This window comes from Klebsiella sp. (genome assembly GCF_027492335.1).
Classification (GTDB): Bacteria; Pseudomonadota; Gammaproteobacteria; order Enterobacterales; family Enterobacteriaceae; genus Klebsiella; species Klebsiella huaxiensis.
In genome coordinates, this window is record NZ_JAPUEW010000029.1 from 1 (window position 1) to 19761 (window position 19761).

14 protein-coding genes are annotated in these 19761 nt (G+C 50.2%); 7 read left to right on the forward strand and 7 right to left on the reverse strand.

Annotation, left to right across the window (positions count from 1 at the left end; all coding sequences use genetic code 11):
• Positions 1-520: 520 nt before the first annotated feature.
• The 3 genes from QVF11_RS09125 (at position 521) to QVF11_RS09135 (ending at position 3118) form a co-directional block, all read left to right on the forward strand.
• Positions 521-757 (forward strand): helix-turn-helix transcriptional regulator, encoded by a 237-nt coding sequence (locus QVF11_RS09125; RefSeq protein WP_046694510.1) that lies wholly within the window; start codon positions 521-523, stop codon positions 755-757.
• A 123-nt stretch (positions 758-880) separates the two neighbouring features.
• Positions 881-2305 (forward strand): YfjI family protein, encoded by a 1425-nt coding sequence (locus QVF11_RS09130; protein WP_050150654.1) that lies wholly within the window; start codon positions 881-883, stop codon positions 2303-2305.
• Between the two features lie 192 nt (positions 2306-2497).
• Positions 2498-3118, forward strand: a complete 621-nt coding sequence (locus tag QVF11_RS09135; RefSeq protein WP_050150657.1) for an inovirus Gp2 family protein — start codon at positions 2498-2500, stop codon at positions 3116-3118.
• 241 nt (positions 3119-3359) lie between these two features.
• Here QVF11_RS09135 and QVF11_RS09140 read toward each other — a convergent pair whose 3' ends face one another.
• Genes QVF11_RS09140 through QVF11_RS09160 form a run of 5 tightly spaced genes read right to left on the reverse strand, consistent with a single transcriptional unit; the run spans position 3360 to position 13310 of the window.
• Positions 3360-3941 (reverse strand): 4Fe-4S single cluster domain-containing protein, encoded by a 582-nt coding sequence (locus QVF11_RS09140; protein ID WP_050150660.1) that lies wholly within the window; start codon positions 3939-3941, stop codon positions 3360-3362.
• An 8-nt stretch (positions 3942-3949) separates the two neighbouring features.
• Positions 3950-5806, reverse strand: a complete 1857-nt coding sequence (locus QVF11_RS09145) for an AAA family ATPase (protein WP_050150663.1) — start codon at positions 5804-5806, stop codon at positions 3950-3952.
• The gene (locus QVF11_RS09150) at positions 5807-6952 is read right to left on the reverse strand and encodes a hypothetical protein (RefSeq protein ID WP_050150666.1); all 1146 of its coding nucleotides are present in this window, start codon (positions 6950-6952) and stop codon (positions 5807-5809) included.
• Complete coding sequence (locus QVF11_RS09155) at positions 6949-9372, reverse strand: PIN domain-containing protein (protein WP_287856468.1); 2424 nt, start codon at positions 9370-9372, stop codon at positions 6949-6951. Before QVF11_RS09155 ends, QVF11_RS09150 begins: the two co-directional genes overlap by 4 nt.
• Complete coding sequence (locus QVF11_RS09160) at positions 9372-13310, reverse strand: AAA domain-containing protein (RefSeq protein ID WP_287856470.1); 3939 nt, start codon at positions 13308-13310, stop codon at positions 9372-9374. The genes QVF11_RS09155 and QVF11_RS09160 overlap by 1 nt, the downstream gene beginning before the upstream one ends.
• A 286-nt stretch (positions 13311-13596) precedes the next feature.
• Here QVF11_RS09160 and QVF11_RS09165 point away from each other — a divergent pair, with 286 nt between their 5' ends.
• Genes QVF11_RS09165 through QVF11_RS09180 form a run of 4 tightly spaced genes read left to right on the forward strand, consistent with a single transcriptional unit; the run spans position 13597 to position 17397 of the window.
• Positions 13597-14625 carry a radical SAM protein gene (locus QVF11_RS09165; RefSeq protein ID WP_050150675.1) on the forward strand — a complete coding sequence of 343 codons (1029 nt, stop codon included), beginning with the start codon at positions 13597-13599 and terminating at the stop codon, positions 14623-14625.
• The gene (locus QVF11_RS09170; protein ID WP_019082295.1) at positions 14622-15467 is read left to right on the forward strand and encodes a histidinol-phosphatase; all 846 of its coding nucleotides are present in this window, start codon (positions 14622-14624) and stop codon (positions 15465-15467) included. The genes QVF11_RS09165 and QVF11_RS09170 overlap by 4 nt, the downstream gene beginning before the upstream one ends.
• A gap of 11 nt (positions 15468-15478) precedes the next feature.
• A complete protein-coding gene (locus QVF11_RS09175) occupies positions 15479-16609 on the forward strand; it encodes a hypothetical protein (protein ID WP_050915251.1) in 1131 nt (376 codons plus the stop codon).
• Positions 16606-17397: a hypothetical protein gene (locus tag QVF11_RS09180; RefSeq protein WP_050915250.1), complete on the forward strand. Its 792-nt coding sequence runs from the start codon at positions 16606-16608 to the stop codon at positions 17395-17397. Before QVF11_RS09175 ends, QVF11_RS09180 begins: the two co-directional genes overlap by 4 nt.
• Here the strand turns inward: QVF11_RS09180 and QVF11_RS09185 are convergent.
• Together QVF11_RS09185 and QVF11_RS09190 are read right to left on the reverse strand one after the other, a co-directional pair.
• Positions 17352-18893, reverse strand: coding sequence for a glycosyltransferase family 9 protein (locus tag QVF11_RS09185; protein WP_287856476.1), 1542 nt, complete (start codon positions 18891-18893; stop codon positions 17352-17354). The two genes, QVF11_RS09180 and QVF11_RS09185, sit on opposite strands and share 46 nt — an antisense overlap.
• 217 nt (positions 18894-19110) lie before the next feature.
• The gene (locus QVF11_RS09190; RefSeq protein WP_353738516.1) at positions 19111-19755 is read right to left on the reverse strand and encodes an HNH endonuclease family protein; all 645 of its coding nucleotides are present in this window, start codon (positions 19753-19755) and stop codon (positions 19111-19113) included.
• Between the last annotated feature and the right edge of the window lie 6 nt (positions 19756-19761).

Below are 19761 nucleotides of genomic sequence, written 5' to 3' on the forward strand. Positions count from 1 at the left end.
TAATCAGCGAGTCAGCTTGGGAAGAAATGACCTGCTTATTCGCACCTTCCTTAGCATTATTCATGAGTTCTAATATTTATCATTCTCAGCAATCTATGGTGGGAAAGTTATAATAACTTTTTTGTTGACTAATCCTTAATTATGCAAAGCTAATATAGAGCATAGCCATAAATGGAAAAGTTAATATTGAGGAAAATGTATTTATGAGATTTTTTCATTATTGTGAGTTGCATGATTAATATATATCTCTTAATGAATCTCTCTTTTAACCTTTTCAATATTTATGTTTCAGGTTTTACTAAAAACGTAATGACGCAAAGGAAAAACGGTAAACACATCGAATATTCTATTTAAGAAGCCTCAAATGTATCTTAAAGCTCCCACATTAAGCCACCGTAAAAACCACATCAAGCCACTGTAAGCACCACAATAAGCAATGTGCACCTTAATAAGCCGTCAACTTCTTTTATATTAGCGCCTGCTTGAGCCATGCTGCATCCATCGAAACAAAGGAGGCAGTATGAAAGCAAAATTCAACAGTCCAACATCAGAAGAACGCTTACAGGTATTACGCAACAATGGCGAACCTCATGATCGCCTCGTACGTGAAAAAGAGCGTCAGCACATTACATCTGTATCCCGTTCAACGGCCTGGAAACTAGAGCAAGTCGGTCAGTTTCCACTGCGTAAGTCTATTGGTCTGAAATCCTGCGGGTGGCTGTTAAGTGACCTGCTGTATTGGATCAGTGAGCGTTAACATCAGGTGTTTTTTGCATTTATTTTTTGGATGACCCGAGTTCATCCTGCTATTTCTACTATTAATAGCGGAATAGCAATATGAGTGAAATCGTTTTAAACGTTAACTGAATGAGAGGTATCTATGCTGTGTGGTCGTCCTTTTCCTGTACATGTGTTCCCACAGATCATCAGAAATGCAGTTTACGAAGTAGAACAGCATACGCAGGCTCCTCAGGCTTTGATTGCCGCATCAGTACTAGGGGTTATTTCTCTTGCCTGCCAGAACCGGATTGATGTGTGCAGACTGAATAATCTGCGCAGCCCGGTATCGCTTTTTTTACTGACACTGGCGGAATCGGGTGAACGCAAAAGTACGGTGGACAAACTGCTAATGAAGCCATTGTATCAGCTGGAAGATGAATGGTTTGAAAAATATACCCAGGATCTGATTATCTGGCGGAATGAGGAAACGGCTTTTAATGTTGAAAAGAAAGCCTTGATGTCAAAACTGAAATCAGAGATTTCCCGTAACAAAGAACATTCCACAACGAATGAACGACTGAAAGCGCTGTTGGCAACATACCCGAAAGCACCGGTCAGGTTCAGACAGATATTCAATGATGCCACACCTGCGGCGATAAAAGACTATCTCAGTGGGCGCTGGCGGTCTATCGGGCTTATGTCTGATGAAGCTGGCACCATTTTTAACGGCTATGCGCTGAATGAACTGCCTTTCATCAATAAAATGTGGGATGGCGCAATGTTTCCCGTGGAAAGAAAAAGCGAACCAGATAAATTAATCAAAGATGCCAGAATGACGCTGGCACTGATGGTCCAGCCTGATGTGCTTAAAAAAGGATATCTGGAACGAAAAGGCGATACAGCGAAAGGGATCGGATTCTTCGCACGGTGCTTGATGTGTCAGCCTGGTTCAACACAGGGCTACCGGCAAATTACCAGCCCGGTTGTCTCAAGCGAGCATCTACCGGTATTTCATCTACGACTGATGGGGATCGTTAACGAGAGTATTACCAGAAATGATGAAAATGAACGTCAGTGTCTGTACTTCTCCCCTGAGGCTGAAAAACGCTGGCTCGAATTTTATAATAAAGTTGAGTCGGAAATGGGGATTCTTGGAGCACTGTCTAATTTTAAAGATTATGCCTCTAAAATGGCTGAAAATATGGCAAGAATTGCGGCATTATTGCATTACTTTAATGGTGATGAAGGTGATATATCTCTTCTGACTACGGAGGCGGCTGTGGAGATCAGTGCCTGGTATGTTGATGAGTATATTCGACTTGTTTCTAATCCCACGGGATTTACACTGGTTAATTCAGAAGCGGATGAACTTTACTTCTGGATTAAAGAGTATTGCTGTCGGTGCTTTGTGCCCTACATCAGGAAAAACACTATACTGCAATATGGACCCAGTAGGTTTCGAAATCGTAATAAAGTGAATGAGTTGTTAGGTGCACTATATTCTCAAAAAAGGATACTCGCTGCTAAAAAAGGAAAAACAGTATTTATAGCACCCGCTAATATCGAATTTAATATTTATAGTTAAATTAATTGCAGAGTGGATTGGTAAAGCATTGGCGTTACGTAATGTAACTTTTTTGATGAATTTAGTGTTGGATAGGTAATATATTGCTATCATCTTTAATATTATATCTATCCTACAATCAAGCAATGCTTGTATCTATTTAAATCATTAAAAGTAAATAGTATTGTAGGGATATACATAAGGATTTAATCTATGAATTCATACCCAGGATCGCATGGTGAGCATGTACTCGCCTATAAAAAGCATATTGAACGAGTCGTCAATGATGCTGTAAGTGAATTCCCTAGAACAATGGCATTACGTGTTGATGCCCATTACCCCCCGATTTTAGATAGAGGAGATACAGTTTGCTGCTTCCCAAATATGGAGCCTGGAGCGATATCCCGTTTCCGTAATGCGTTAAATGCCATGCTGGAGGCCAATGAGAAAGCCAGAGCAGATAACGGTAAAAGAATATATTCAAACCGTGTTCGTCATGTTTGGGTACGGGAGTTTTCTGAAGGAGGAAAATGCCATTTTCATATTTGTCTTTTTTTTAATAAAGATGCTTATTATCACTTGGGAGATTATGAAACTGAAAGTAATCTACGAATGATGATTGTAAGAGCATGGTATAGCGCACTAGGATTGGAGTTGGATGATTATCCGGGATTAGTTCACTACCCTGAAAATTGTCGCTATATATTGGATATCAATGATTTTAATTTTGAAGCGGAATACAACAATTTATTGAATCGCCTCGATTACCTGGCCAAACTCGATACAAAATTTTTTGGCGATGGTGACCGCAATTTTGGATGTAGCCGGGGATAGTTTGTTTTTTACAGGACAGGCCTTTTTTATGGAGGAAAGGCCTGATTTGTTTGTATTCAAGTAACGGTAACTTTTTAATGCTTGGAACCCCTTCCCGTTAGGCGTACTACCCTACCAACGACCCGCAAGCGTCATAATGGGTCTGACCGCATCCAAAGGCTTAAACTACACAATCAGATCGCGGCACCTTAACGCGATCTGATTGTGTAGTTTATCCCGGACTTATTCGAACCTACGACAGTCATTTAATAGCATAAGGCCAGCCATTGACCACAATGCGGCCATCACCGCTGATCCGCCATTCCATGGCGCGGTCTGGCTGGGTTGAGCCTTCTATCGACTCGCTGTACCTGTTGGTTAAATAGTGAAACTGCTGGTTCGTAGAACCGACCCATTTACGTGTCCGATCGGGGCTGGATGCCTGATAGGGGCCATCAACTATCACGTCCGTCCATTTCAGCAATGCCTGCGTGCCAGGCAGATTGAGTTCATTTAGTTCACCCATCGTGTAGCCAGTGAATACCATCACCGAAAGCCCGGCGTGTGAGACACCTTCTGCCACTGCTGCCAACCCTTGCGCCTGGAGGAAAGGTTCTCCTCCCAAAAAGGTTACCCCTTCTAGCCCCCATTCTTCATGGGCTGCGAGCAAACGATCAATCATAGTATTCGCGTGAATAATTTCACGCTCAATGATTTTCAGGTAGCCGGGATTGCAGCACCCGACACAGCGTTTGTCGCAGCCCTGAACCCATAGAGCAGCGCGTTTTCCCGGCCCCTCAACCTCGGTGCAGGGGAGCCATGAAGCCAGATTCAGCCAGTTCATCGGATGACTTACTCCAGATCGAAGTCAAAATTGGGTTTGGTCCCCCCCTGAACAACCTTTATTGCACGACCCAGGGAGTGCTCAGGTGAACCAACCTCTTCAAACAGGAATCGGGACAACGGATCAAACAGACAGCGGATTAAAACATTGAGCACACCGCGCCCGCCGCTGCTGCGATCAACCATCTTAACGATCGATCTAAGCGCTTTCGTCTCATCCTCGAAGTGCATTCCCGTTACGCCCCATTTCTCGTTAAGGCGATAGCGGAGCGGTTCCAGTTTCGATCGTGCGATATCAATCAGGAAATTTTCATCAGTCATAAAGTTAAACGGGATAATATTTCCCTCACCGATACGCCCAAGCAATTCTGGCCGATTCAATTCACTGACAAAATGATTACGTACTTCCTCAATAAAAGCCCCTTTGACATCCGGATTGTCCACCGCGATTTGCGCCGCCCCAATGTTTGACGTAAAGACTATAACGGTATCAGAAAATTGAACCGTATCGCCCTTACCGTCAGTCAGCCTTCCGTCTTCCAGAATTTGCAGGAATTTGTCGAGTATTCGGGGATGTGCTTTTTCAATTTCATCAAACAGCAACAAAGAGAACGGCCGTTTTTTTACCGCGTTGGTTAATTGGCCACCCTCTTCGTAACCCACGTAGCCAGGAGGTGCACCAACCAGTCGCTGGTCGGCGTGTTCATGGTTGAACTCCGACATATCGAAGCGCTGGCAAGCCTCATCGTCGCCAAACAAAAACTGGGCGAGGGCTTTTGCCAGCTCCGTTTTCCCCACACCGGTTGGGCCGACAAAGAATAAAACGCCTTTAGGGGTTCTTTGTTTGCTGGAATGCTGTAAACCAGATAAGCCGGTATACGCGCGGATCAGGATTTGGTTAACGACTGCCAGCGCCTGATCTTGTCCTTTCACACGCACCTTCAACGTTTCGATCGCTTTGCTCAGTTTGTCGCGGTTCAGCTCTTCCCACGGGCTTTTTTTCTCACCATAGCGGTACATGCTGACCAGCGATTCGGCGCTCATTTTTTGCGGAAGTTGTCGGGAGAGTTTCGCAATATTGTGAATATCACGCAGCGTAAGCCCTTCCAGCGAATCCACAAGATCCGCAAGCACCCGGCTCTTATTCAGTATTGGGGTGTTAAGGAGGAGGACGTTATTAAGACTCAGCACGGCGTTTTCCCGCGTGGTGCGGGACGGAAGCGGCACATTGATTTCTTTGAACAGCGGGTTATGCAGGTATAACGACGGCGGCAATACCGATAAGCCCTGACACAAAAAAACCATCAACGTTTGCGGTTTATCGATATCCGCAGCGTTGAGCGCTAGCTGCGCGTCACGCGCGGCTTTACCCATCATCAGTAGCAAGCCCCGTTCCGCTTCACTCAGCGCGTTGGCTTGCCCAAACAACAGGTGAGACCAGTCCAGCACGAAGGCAATACGATCGGGGCCAGAAGACTTCATCAGCCGGGCGACGACTGTCAGAAAGTCTTGTGGATTCACCTCTAATGCATGGCTGGTTTGTGTGGCCCGTGCTGTCGGCAACGGCGTGCCCATATCATATTCGTCGCCTTCTGCTGGTGAAGAAGCGGGCGTCGCGGCGCTCATCAGATCGGTCCATTCCCGGGCATTGACACCAGATACGCCAGAGACACGATCCCAGCGGATAACATGCCGGTAACCGCGCTCTTTGAGCAGGACATCGATGGTTTCCGGTATGCTTCTCCACTGGCCAGTAGCGGATTCGTCGTAGACCACATCGACAATGTTGCCGTGCAGGATGATCCCTCGCCGGATCCCGCATTCGCGGCGGAAATTTTCTTGCCAGGATTGTTGTCCGGAGCTCATTTATTTCTCCCTTGTCATGCCGGGTTGTGGTCTGGCGTCGCTGTCCTTGTCGTCCGGGTTTTCCCAAACGACCCGCTCTGTGGACAACTGAATGCCATAAATGGATTGCAGTCGAGGAAGGACCGTATCGATATCTTTTTTGCAGGCAGAACCCTGGTAATGGTCAAACTTGTATTTCAGTTTTCCGCTGAGCTCTATTTTAAATTCCGCTTGTGCGCCCGCAGGTCTCATCGCGCGGATAACCACTTCGTTGCTGTCATCTTTGTTCATCAGACGCGGTTTTTCCGTTACAAACCCAGCGTCCTCGAGCGAACGATAAACCGCCTGCACGACTTCACGGCGGCAACTTTCATCCACCACCGCTGTATCGAGTTCGCTGGTGACTTCAACCATTCTCCGGGAGAGTTCCTCTGGCGACAGCGAGCTTGCCGTATCAAGAGTTGCGGCCAATGCTGCTGCGTGTTCGGGAGCCTGACGGCTCGCTGCGGCAATCTGCTCACGGCATAATTGCAGCGAATCCTCGGTTGTACTGGCCACCGCCGTTTGATACTCCTGCGCTCTTCTTTCCTGAGAACGCTGTTCGTATTCGTGCTTAATGTTGCCTAATTCAGCCCGCAGTTGTTCAACTGTGGTGTGGTGATTGGCGTCGAGGAGATGACGACGAAGCTCCGCCAGCGCTTTGAAGGCTAATTGCCTGGCCAGCGGGTCGTCCCAGTTTGTCAGTTCGTTCTGCCAGACGGTTTCCACTTCTTCGCGGGCTTTGGTTTCTTGCTCAACCCTTTGCCGAACGGCTTCCCGCGCCTCTTCCTGAGCAACGTGCTCCGCCACACGCTCTGCTTCAACAACAGCCTGGCGCATTGCTCTGGCGTGTCTGGGTAACGCATGTACCTGCTGGCCTAGGGCAATACTCCGATCGCGCGCGGTGGCCGGATCGGAATCAACAAGCCATGTCAGAGTCTCCAGTTCGCGTTGCAGTGCGGAAAATTCAGCCTGCACGTACTTGCTGATCCCTTGGTTTTGTACATCATTCAAGATGTTGCGATAGCGGTCGAGATACACCCGCGTTGTCTCGCTGACCCGCTGGTTAAAAAGCTCCTGACGCCGCTGGCGCTCAATCTGGTAGCGTGCCTGCTCATGTCTGCTCATTTCACTATTTCTCCCGTATTGCGCGGTCTGGTCTTGCCGTGCGACATCTCTTTATATTCGCTGGGCAGAATCGCCGTAATGTTTTCAGCGCATGCTATGTTGCGGAAATTTTTATCAGCGGTCACCAGGATGACATCGCTGAGTCGCAGGTATAGCGCCACCGACAGGATGCGATTATCTGATGTCGGTTCGAGGTCAGCAGGTAGAAGCTCCATAACTTCGGATTCGTAACGAACGATTTTGTGTATCTGTTCCAGCGTCCGAATCGCCTCCCGTGCTCGTCGGGCTTTGTTGGGGTTGTCTGATGTTTTGAGATGATCCAGCTCCTGATGAACGCGTCTGGCAATGACTGGCGTGTCATTCTGCTGCAAACGCGAGGGCAGATTGGGGTACTCTATTAATGCGCTGGTATCAAAGATGACAAACCGTTTGCCGGGCGCTTCGGGATGGGCGAGCTTTTGCGTTGCCAGTTCTCGCCAGGCCTGAACTTGCGTATCGAATTCATCGATAAGCGAAAAGGAGGCGGACGTTACGGCCGCACGTAATGTACCGAGTGCTGCAACGGCATTCTGCCACTGTGTCACGCTTGTCAGTGCTGATGTTTTCACGCTTTTAAGGCTTAAATTGCCCGTAGCGGCATCCGTCAGGGATTTCATTCCCACGTTGCGTAACACGTCTTGCTGCGCATTTCTGAGTGTTGTTAGCGACTGGGCAAAGGCATGAGGCTCATGCAAAGTGAGCGGCGCATCCGTTAATACCTCTGCCAGCCATATTTGCAGCAGCGTGCTGCTTAAAAGGGAATTCGGCAGAACCGATGTCGGGCCAACGGCCTTACGCAGTTGTTCGAGCGAGGCCACATCAGTAAGCGGACTGCAGTGATCCAGCAAGAGCGCGGAAAAATCACTGCTATGGTCAGGCACCAACTGATTCAGAACGGTGAGGTAATGGATCGCTTCATCAGGTTGGATCGGGGTTTGCAAACGTGTCACTCCGGCCATCATCAGAGCTTTAAGCGTGTTAAGCCAGTATGGTTGCCACTGTGCTCGCGAGTGGGGGGTAAACCTCTCCAGCGCCGCCGCGAATTCGCTCGCGTCGGCAAGCCATTCCGCAACAGGATGCACCTCATTTCTGGATTGCCAGTGCGTAATCGTCTCCTGCGGAGTAAGCCAAAGCGAAGTGAGGGCGTGCGCTGTGGCACTGTGCGTGGCATTCAGACCGGATTGTAATTCCGCTTGTAGTCGTTGCCAGATTTCGGCACTGATGGTGCTGTCCGCAGTGAGGCTGAGCGCGGCACGCTGCGCTTGCCCTCGCCAAAAGACGTTGCCCCATCCGGAAAAATGCGCCTGCGGTGCGCCGTCCTTTTTCAGGATACGCAGAGTAGCCAGTCCTGCAGGTAAATCTTCAGGCACTGTCATTTCGAGCCACAGACTTCCCTTTTTGCTGTCAAGCTGGCGGATTTCAGGTTCGGCGTTCCTGAGCAGAATTGTCATGCCCAGTATGGAACTCTTCTTACTGTGCAGCAGGATCAGATTTTCACCGAAGTAGTTATCTTTTTCTGCATCATTTGTGATGACGTGCAGCAGGGTGGCGGAAGGATCCGTTGTGCTGTCTGCTGCGCGACTTAATGGCGCTATCTCTGTTGCATGGCGAATACTCTCATCGCTGAGTCTGGGCCAGTTTGCCGCAGGTTCGCTCGTCATGATCGGCTGCAAAATGTGCTGCCACACGATATCTGCAGCGGCCATTTGCAGCCATTGTTCAAAGTTGGCAGAGCCGGGCGCTTTAACGGAAAGGACGCCGGACCCGTCACACTCAACGGTGATTTGGTGCTGCTCCCACACTACGCCAACTACGCTGGACTGAACGGAGTGAATCTCTGTATTCGCTGTTTTCCACGGATGGCGCTCGTTTTCTAACTCTTGTCGTATCCACGCGGAACAGTCCTGCGGTTCAAGCACGTCCTTGCTGATAAATACTGTGCTGGAGGGCGTGCCAGGCAGATTGCTGGCGCGCAATGGCTGAACGGTATTTGATAAAGGTAAAAACAGGTGCTGGACCTTGGTTTGTTGCTGGCGCCCAGGTAACCGTTCGCGAGCAAGAAAGTTGAGCCCCTCAGGGGTTAACGATATGTCGGCCAAACGAAGCGACATATAGTTCTCTGATGCCGGACAGGCCAGCACCTCAAGGTAAATCAGATCCTCGACGCAAGGGCCGACCAGCGCGCTGGCCGATGTGACTCCCAGTTGCTGCTCGAAAATCTGCACCAGCGTCAATTGCGCAATTTCCGGCGTTTTCCGGTAGCTTTTACACAGTCTCATCAGCATACGCTCAAAGACCGTGGGGGTTCGTATGGTCTGGTAGATCACCTGCGTTTCAATTTTGTACTGCGGTACACTGACAGCAAAAGATCCTAACTTCATCACTTATTCCCTCTGTGACGCATGCCGGATGACGGTGGAGAGTTACGCTTACTCTGCGGTGTATTTCGCATCAGGCGACTCGCCGGAATCAACTGAGCATTTCTGTCCAGTTGATCCAAAATGTCTTTATAGACCGTGCGGGTTGTTACACCCTCGCTGTCCATATGTGGAAGCGTGACGTCATAGGACTCGTACATATTTCGTGCGCCAAACACAATCAGCAGCTCTTGCGCGCGTGAGAAGGCGACGTTGATAAATTCGTAACGCGCGACGTTGGCGCGGCTGGAGCGGCGTCTTACCTTCCCGCCATGGCTTTGGGTATCCACGCCATCATTGCGCACGAGGCTGACGAGAATGGTAGGTTTCTCCTTGCCCTGATAGCGGATAACGGTATTGATCTCGACATCCAGGCAGTCAAAACGTCCGTTAGGTTTAACCTCGCGGATGGCCTCGCGAATCAACCGACATTGACGGGCATAGAAAGAGACGACACCCACTTGGTAGCGTTTTTGCGCTGAATAGCCAAGGCTGGCGCACTGTTTATCAATCTGTAACAGCGTGTGAGCAATAAGCTGTGCTTCCAGCCAGTTGCTGCGAGCGGGTTTACCGCTGGCGTCCACATCTTCTTTATGAAGTTGGCCTTGCAGGTCACGGGATGTATCCACCCACAGCACATGGTCGCCCTCAGTTACCGCTTTTTCTTCCTGTGGGATGGTTGAAGGCGAGCGCTGGATATCTTTGACGACCCGCTCTCCGGCACTATTTCGTGCAGGCTCCACGATGGTGTTGCCGTCGGTATCGACCAGCACCAGACCGTGGTTTCTGTCGTAATTGGGGAACTCCAGCCCACAGCTCAGGCGGCGTTCATAGAAATGGTTTACCATCGCCATGATTTGTGGGTGCATTCGAAACTGTATTTCCAGACGCGCTTTGATCGCATCATCAGCCGTTTCGAAGTGGGATTTGAATAATGATGCCGTCACCATTTTTTCAAACCGCTGAAGGTTATGCCGGGTCAGCGATGTTCGGGTATTCTGCCCGTCTTCGTCCGCTTCATCGACGGCATCGCTAAAGGTTTGCGCATCGGTGCCTTCCTGAAACAGCGGCGGTAATTGCCGGTGATCGCCCACCAAGATTGAACGGCGCGCGCGCATCAACGGCAGTAACATCTCCAGCGGCGTTGCTTTGCTGACTTCATCGATAATGGCGACATCAAAACTGACCTGGCCCGATTCTTCTAATGTTTGTTCACGCTCGTTACAGGTAATCGCAACCAGGTTGCATTCAGCCACAAACGTTTCTTTAAAGTGATGCCAATCGTTTTGGTGCGAAACCTGACGGCGTAGATCGTTGCTCCAGTCCTGCAACAACGGCTCCCAGACCTCCTGAACCGCCTGCTGTTCCGCAAGGCGCGACGTCAGCGTACCGATCGTTTCTTCGCAGGACGCCATCTCTTGCGCAAAGCGCACGCTTATCTCCGCAGAGGGTGAATCAGGCAACGTTGCCAGCGAGACACGCCGGGCCAACCACTCCGCCTGCTGGCTAATGCAGTCTTCCAGAGCCTGGCGAATCTGTGGCTCCCGCTGTTGCTGATGGGCGGTTTCTTGCTCGCGTTGACGCCACTCAGATTCATCAATATCCGGCACGTGAGAAAGCGCAATAAGTTCGTCAGTCTGAGCCAGAAGTTGTGCTGATTCCCGTTCAATCACGGTGCTGCTCGCCACCAAGGCGGCAACTCGTGCCGCCAGTTTCTTACCCGTCAGCTCCGCGTTTTCAATCGACTGACACCAGGATTCCGGGTCAAGGAACATTTTGCCGTACAGCTCCGGATTTAAGCCACCGGCAGAACTGTCGCGAAGCTGTTTAATCTCCTGTCGTTTGGCTTTCCATACCGGAAGCAGACTTTCATCGTCGTCAAGTTTATCGGCAAGTGCTCGCTCTTCGGCCTCCAATTCGGCAAGGTGAATGGCCCGATCCGGGCTTTGTAGTGCAGACGGCCCTGTGGCCCGCAAGCGGGCCACATCATTTTCCAGATCGGTGCGGTGCGCCCACAACCTGTGCCAGAATCGCAACAGCCCAGACAGCATCTGGGGTTGTTGCGACGGTACGGCGGTCCAGTCGGCAACGGAGACGGGAAGTTTCACCTGCGCGCTGGCAAGATCGAACAAAGCAGATGCTAGAGTGGAGGTGGCGGGTTCCGGTAGCGGGCAACGCTCAGGGATCGTTTCCTCATTCTGTTCGAGGAATGCCTTCAGCGCCAGTAACCGCGTTTGCCGCTGTTTCGCATCTGCGTGTTTTTGCCCCTGCTCCTGCAATTTCCGCCACGCCAGAGTTCTGTTTTGTTCTGCCTTCTTTAGCGCATGTTCATGCGCGGTAAGCGCCTGCCCGGCGTGTTCTGCGTCACGGCGTATAAACTCCGCCTGATTAAGCCACGATTGCAGTTGGTTGAGCTGATCTTTTGTCTCACGCCAGGGCGTCAGAAAGCGTTTCTCTACATCCTCAGCCAGCGAGGTGTAGTAGCGGGATAAGGAGGTTTCCTGTACGAACGCTTTGCCCTCGCCGGAAATTTTGCTCAAATCACGTGCGAGACGAATAACCCGCAAATCCGGGTGTTTGCCCAGACGTTCCAGCGCGTTATCGACCGCCGTATGCGCCTGGCTAGCCAGCAGAACCCGCTCCCCTTTACGCGCCAGTTGCATTATGGCTTCTGCAATCACCGTTGTTTTCCCCGTGCCAGGCGGTCCCTGAATCAGGCAGAGATCCGGCGCCGTGAGGATTTTGTTGACGGCCTCTTGCTGGAAAATGTTCAGATCCTCGCGAAACCAATCGGTGATGGGTTCGAACGTGGTGGGGCTTTTGGCTTGCCGCGCATCAAAGAGATAGGATGAGAGATAAGGGGCGTAACCACCCTGATCTTGCAGGCGTTTGAGTGCCTGCTCGTGACGGCGGATCAAGGCTAAATCGCCCGCCGCCGACACCGAAAGAAAGCCTTTTTCAGGGATCCTGGCCAGTAAACTGTCGCGGGCGCTTTCATGATCTTCTGCCGTCGAAAGTTGATTCTGGTCATCCTCTGACAGGCTGACAAACACATCGACAAGACACGGTACGGGCCACGGACAACCCTGGGGGATGCTCCTGTTTGGCACAAGCGTTGGCCTGACCTCCGGTTGCCCGAGTTCAATCCCTTTTGGTGTACGTTTGGCGCTGTCTTTATCACTGATTCGAAATAGCCACTCATCTTCAGAAACTGCAGGATCAAACGCCACTACATCCTGGCGCGACAAGGCACGCAGCACGTCACGGATATATTGTTCGCTTTCACCAACGACCTGGAAAACCAATTTGTCTTCCTGCCATCCACGTTTTGTAAAATGCAATCCACGGGTTTTTTCGGAAACCAGCTTGCGTTTCCATTCCAGAAACTCGCGCCAGTCAACCAGTTTACTTCGTGTGTTGGCGGAGATTGGCGGTAGCTCGTGGGCTAACTCCCGGCTCAGCGCATTATCGGTTCTTTTGATTCGAGGCTGTAGGGCGGGGTTATCCTGATAAACCACCACGGGAAGCCTTTTTTCATAGACCTGTGCAGGCGCATCTGCAACCTCGAAAATATCCTGAATCTTGAAAAAAGGCGCACCGGTTTTCCAGAAACCTTTTGCAACCAGTGAGCAAACTGGCGGGAACGGCCAAGGTTGTCCCGGACCGAGCACAGGACGAAAGGCTAAATCTAAATTCTCTTCCGGCCGCTCATCAATGCTGAGGTTGGAGATGAGGTACTCCATCGGCATGCCGTGAGGAAACAAAAGATTGAGGGTATTTTCAATTTTATCTCCGTCACGCAGCAGCGCTTTAAAATCTGGATGTCGCCGCGCCAGGTTGTCGATTGTTCGTATGAGGTTATTGCGGTTTTTATCGTCAACCCAAATGTAAAGATTGGACATAATTTAAGGTATCCACATCCGATAGTATTCAGAATGAAAGACGCATCCATGTCATGGATGGGAAACAGGAAAATCCATTATTAGGCTACTTAGTGATGAATTCAACCATTGGTTCAGGTTGATGCCGAATTGATTTATAAGCATTCTTTCTGATGCTACGATTCAGTTAGGATCGGAACTTACTCTCTTAAAATCCTTGACACTTGCTTAAAATACAGCCAAGTGGATATTTTGTGAACAATAGAGTGTGCAATTGCTTTGTTAAAATAAAGGCAGAATATTATATATGGAATTACATGGTCATTTGCTTTATGTGGATATCACCCAGATCTGTGGCATCGGCTGTGCGTTCTGCATGTATGCGGATAAGCACGCAACTGGTAAGAGTATGGTGCTGTCAATACAGGCACGTGACAACCTGTCGGCGCTCATTAATGATCCGGCCGTAAAACGTATTTCCGTGAGTGGCGAGGGCGAACCGCTCAATAACATTAATACCTTTTACGAATTACTGGCGTTGTCCCGCGGGGGCAACAGCTTTGAGTTTATTACCAGCGGTTTTTTTCGCCATGAGAAGCTGGAGAAGATCTTTGATGAGATCAATCGCCTTGTCTCCGCCAATGGTGATACCTGTAATATTCGCCTCAGTTCCGACAGTCATCACATTGAAAAAGTAAAATGGCGAGCACATGGATTTAGCCTGGATTATGTTCAGCGCAAAAAACCGTCATCGATCAGCTTTTCATTTCGCTCAATCGATACCGATCGTGCCTTCACGCGCGAATATCTGGTGAATGAACTGGCCTCATGGGGAATTAACGCCAGCATAAAACCTGTCAGTGTACTGGAAGACAAATTATTGATAGGTTCGGACACGTTTAACATCGACTACAAAAACCTAGTACATCCGGCAAGAGATACGCCGGAAGGTTATCTGGATTTGCAGGGATATATTGCCGCGATCGAGTCCAAAGTCGATAAACCTTTTACCTTTGGCAGCCTGAACCATGCGCCCCTGCCCAATGGCATGGACGTGACAATTAAACCCAATGGCGATGTGTTTCTGTACGGTATTGAGACCGAGCGTGTTGCGAATATCCATTCTGATGTGATCGACTGGCATCATCTGGCGAGCCATGTGTGGGAAAATCCCTTGTCGCGCGCGTTATATACCCAGCCGTTAACCGAACTGCTGGCGCGGCTGGAAAACACTCCGCAGCTTCGTGCGATCATCGCGACAGCCAATAATCCTTACTGGCTGGTTAAAGAGATGGCGAAGCATTCCGGGTTGCTTGAACAATGGAAGGCCGCATGATTGATTCGCACTGCCACTCGTTCTACTCGAAACATGCTGTAGGCACCATCGACGAACTTGTTTGTGCGTCGATTGCTGCGGGTGTGACAGTACTCACCATCACCGATCATGCTCCGTTCCCGGTGGATGCGCAGAACCGTTTACTGGAAGCGGAACTGGAGCGCTATTTCGCCGATATTGATAAGGCGCAGCAGACTTATAAAGGCGAGATCACGCTGCTACGCGGTCTGGAACTCGATTATATGCCGGGAACTGAGCGTTATAACCGGCAATTACTTGCACACTATCCGATGGATTTTGTCATCGGTTCAATTCACTACGTCACTGTTGCCGATAAGGCGATGGTGAAGGTCTGGGAACTGCCCCGGTTAGCTGCAGCCTCCTTTCTGGACAAATACTTTGCTCAGCTTGAAGCATTGCTGGAAAGCCAGTTGTTTGATGCGGTTGGGCACGCTGATACGCTGCTGCGCGCAATCCCAGAGGATGTGTTTTTGCGTCGCTTTGAACCGCTGATTACGCCGCTCGTACGCAGCGGTATCGCATATGAGCTGAATGCTTCGGGTCTGCGTAAATCCAGCCTTGATCCGACGACGGGTAAAGAGGTGACTGGAAGATGGTCCTATCCCTCCCGCGCTTTGCTGGAAAAATTACTGGAGAACAATGTTCCATTAACCATCGGATCCGATGCCCATGATCCGCGCGATGCCGGAGCGGGGATCGCTGAACTGTTGGCGGCACTCAGGCCATTAGGGCTTCAATCCCTCTGCTATTATCAGCAGCGTCAACGCATTGATGTTTTGCTTAATGACCTTCAATTTCACGCTGCGCTAGCATCTCGCTAAGGATCTTCACCATGAATGGACTAAAAACTCCGCATTCACTTGCGTGGAACACGTTGCACAACGAACCGCTCGCAACCCAGTTGGCAATGTTTCGCCAGGCCAGTGCACAGATCAATGCGCAGGATGTTAAATCCGGTTTTCGCGCGTTCGCGACCGATTTGCTGGCGCGCGGTTTGATCGACATGTCCGATTACGTCGCTATTTTTGGTGGTAAGGCGCTGCATTATCTGACGCCGAATGCGACTGGATCATTTTTCGATATGCGCACCGGTGCTGACGCTACAACATTGGCGGGCATTTATAGCCGTGCGAAATATGGCGGAGTGAGCGAGATACACTATCTGGCACGGTGCGTTATCGACTATCTTGCCGCAGAACTGGATGACGCCTCCTCTTCATGGTCAGGGTTGTTTTGCAAGGCCAAAGAGGAGGGAGAGAGTGTTGTGATGATGACCACGGGCTGGCGTAATGTGCCTTCCACGGCCAATGTGCTCTACGATATCGTGGTTGAGGAAATTAATCTCACGTTGGCGCATAAAGGATTGCCCACCATTATCAACGTTAAACTGCCCAGGATTGCGCCGCCGTGTGAAAATTACGCTAGCCTTAGTCAGGCCGAGCGCGATCGGGTCAATCTTGTGCAGGATCATGTGATTCCAGCGGAGAATTTTTACCGCTGGAGCGGCGTGCATGTCATTTTCGGAGATGACGTGCTGGTGACTGGGGCAACGGCGGACAAAGTGTTGTATGAATCGCTGTGTAACGGCGCCCGGTCATTTCGTGCCATTTACCCAGTCGCACTAGATCCCCGGGTGGCATTAACTGATGCGTCGGTGGAGGATCGGCTAAACAGCGTGAGCGTAAAGCAGCATTTGGATGAAAACATCGCGCAACTGCTCTCTGCTCCGGGCTATCAGCCCATTCTGCGTGCGTTGCGTCTGTTATTTGGCGAAGACAACCGGGATAGTTTACCGGCTTTCCTGCCAAATGTGCCGGTGCTGACCTGGCTTAATCTGTATAAATCAGCGTTAAATAATGAGTTTTTGGCTCAGCCTGCATGCGCGCCATCACTGGTGATGCTCAGAACATATCTGATGCAAAATGGGCTGTTGTGTGCGAAAGGTAAGGTGCTGGTGAAATGATGTCCGACACTACCCATTACGTTAGTTACTGGGAAAACGCACCGGGTCAGACCATGCCGGCTTATGTTGCCCTGGCACTGGTTTCTATGCGCAGAGCTCTAGGCGATCGTTTTCTTCTGCTTACGCCGCGAACGGTAAGTGAGCACATCGATGCTGACATCATGAATAAAGCTTGGGCTTTTGAACCGCTGAGCTTTACGCTGGCGAACGGCATTGAAGCTATTGTGGCGAAGAGCGATTTCATTCGCATGGCGTTTGTACATCGCTGGGGCGGGGCATGGTTGGATGCGGATACGTTGCTGTTTAGAGATCCGAGTGTTGAGTTATTTCCGACAGGGCTGAGCCATAAATTGCACTGGCATAGCGAGTGTATTTTCGCGTCCCTGCCGGGAAACCCCATACTTGCGCAAGCCTTAGCTATTGGGCTTGAGAGCGAGAATCACGCTTGGGGTAATCCTGGGAGAATCAAAAATATCATTGCCCAGGCTGCCGATGCTGCCATCCCGATTGGCGGGGAGGTCATCGATCCCGGATACCGCCCTCTTTACAACTTTGCTGGTTGCGAGGTGATGCGTCGCACCGATATTGCCGTCGGGGCATTTTTGATTAACGACGTGGCCATTCTCAAACTTTACAACACCTATTTCCGGCGTACAGAAGCCCGGAGAGAAACTGTGGCTGAATTCCTGGCGGGTGGCTCGCTGCTGGCAAAACTGTTTTTGCATATTGAGGCGAATGCGGATTACTGGGTTGATGAAAGTGACAAATTGATAGCTTCTGTTGCCTGAGTACCGCTTTCGCCCAGTACGATAGCCTCAGCGGGTAAGTGGAGTCGACAGTGCGTGGCGCCATTGAGGTTAATGCGCGGCGCGATTGCTTCGTGAATGGTCGGCGTCCGGCGGTGTGGCGAGCTGTGGGCAATGTACAGCCATGCGGGGATGCGTTCAGTTAAATGGCTGAATTCAAGTTCAATGCGCAGTAGATCGAATATCTCGGTGGTGCGTCCACTGGGAGTCCAGGCCAGCGGCGCGGTACGGTGATCGGGCCGCACGACTGCGACAGGAATGCTGAATTCAAGGTTGATCGTCCCGGCATAACAGCCTGCAACTTCAGGAAATTTTTCACAGATTAAGGGCAGTTGCCGCGCCAGCGTGCCCGTCGCTACCCCTAGCCCAGGGATGATTCTGGCGTTAAGCGACATGCTGTTTTTCGCTTCTGCTGGCAGTGTTAAGAGAGTCTGCAATGCGTTCATTAATGACGTTAGCGAAAAAGCATCCATATTTTTTTTGCCCGTACGACGGAGTGTGTCTGGATGTTGCTCGCTGTAGATCACTTGTGTAAAAGGTGAACGAGGCGGCAACCATGGGTTGTGTTGATCTGCAATCAACGGGTAGATCGCCACCAGCTTCGCTTTCAGGCCAACAGCCATATGCACAATGGCAGTATCCACACTAACAACTGCCCGCGCGCGGCGAATATAGCCTGCAACCTTTTCGGGCGTTAGCCCGTCGTGCAAGACTGCCACATTATCGCGTGAAACTGCGTTTTCCAGATGCTGTGCGCTGTGCAGCGTTGAAGGGCTGCAAAGAATTCCTACGGAATGGTCGGGAAACTCGTCGGTGATAGCTTGTAGAACTGCGGTTGCACGGGAAGGGGATAGCCCCTTGTCTCTTCGGCTGGCATAAGGATTAAAAAGTATTTGGGGGGAAAGTGCCGCAGGCGGCAGCTCGGCAGGCAACGGCACAATGTACTGGGTGTCGATCGCTTTCGCGCCCAGATCCTGCAGAATATATTTGTACTGCTCCACGATATTGAGCGTGTTTGCAGCAAAACCCATTTTACGATTCACACAGCGCAGTGAATCATCAAGGGAATAGAGACTCGCCGGGCGGAGTAACCGCATAAAAACGATTTCGGCAGGTTGCAGTCGTCCAACCAGATGAACAACGACATCGACATTACTTAGTTGGTTCACCAATCTGCGTAGTTCACCAAGCCCTGGATGCGGTTTCGTAACGATGACTTCATCCACACCGAAGGTGTTGGTATGCATTTCAGCTAACTCGTTAACCGTAAGTACAGTCAATCGGGCATTGAGCTTACGTGATTCGCGAAAAAAGAAAGAAGATACGATGGAGTCGCCCAATTTTGCATCCCAGCGAAGCAGAAGAATATGCAGTTTTTCGCCGGGGGTTTTCGTGGGCAGAGGTTTGTCCGCCAGCAGGCGAAATATCAGCCTGGAAATTGCTTTGCGTAAAATCTTTAAACTTAACAATGTGCTCACCAGTCAGTCCTTTGCTCAGAGGGCCGATCCCGGCCACACGGTTTTTTCAGGGTGATGTGGCGTATTCTAATCGTGAATTAACATCACATTGCATCACTATTATCTCTCGGTCGTTTTTTCGTGTTTTACATGGAGTTCATCGCGTCACAGGAACTACTGCCGGATGTAACCTTCCCTGAATATCACAGATGAGATACGTTATAGTGGTGGAGGGCATTCAATGTCTCCTGAGCAACGTCAGCATCGCGTATTCATGGCTTGCTATGTTTTTAAAGCCTTGTCCCTCCGGACCCCACTCCTCATAGCTCATCATGATTGCTTGTTTTAGGCTCTCTGCTCGTTCTGTTTCGACGTAGAATTTTTTCTTGTCTGCTGGCGAATAATTACTAAGTCTCGAGTTGCTGCTTGGTGAGATCAGGCAGAGGTTACCGAAACGATGGACATCATCCCCCATTTTTTTTGCGCCAGAGGGATCGGTTTGAGGAAAGTAGTGCTCAACCGATGTTCGGCCCGATGAAAACTGAAAGCCATCAAAGTGTTTCTTAATCTCTGGATTATTAAGCCCTTTACCATCGAATGATTGGCCCGTAGTAAGATCACGCCACAAACGATAGTCGAGCAGATTAAACACAAAGTTCTGTACGCTGGTACCGCGGTGCAGAGCCTCTGCATCGAATTGCTCCTTTTCACCACAAATCTCAGCCAAAAACTCATGGCTGAGTTGCTCAAGCTCTCTGAGGTAAGCCGCTCCGTCAACGTTCAGTTGACCCAAAGCCAGAGTATTCAAAATGGCCAGTGAGCGATTGAGCCATCGCTTATAAACATAGGCAGGATGGGAGACATGGAACATCGACAAGATCATCGCTAG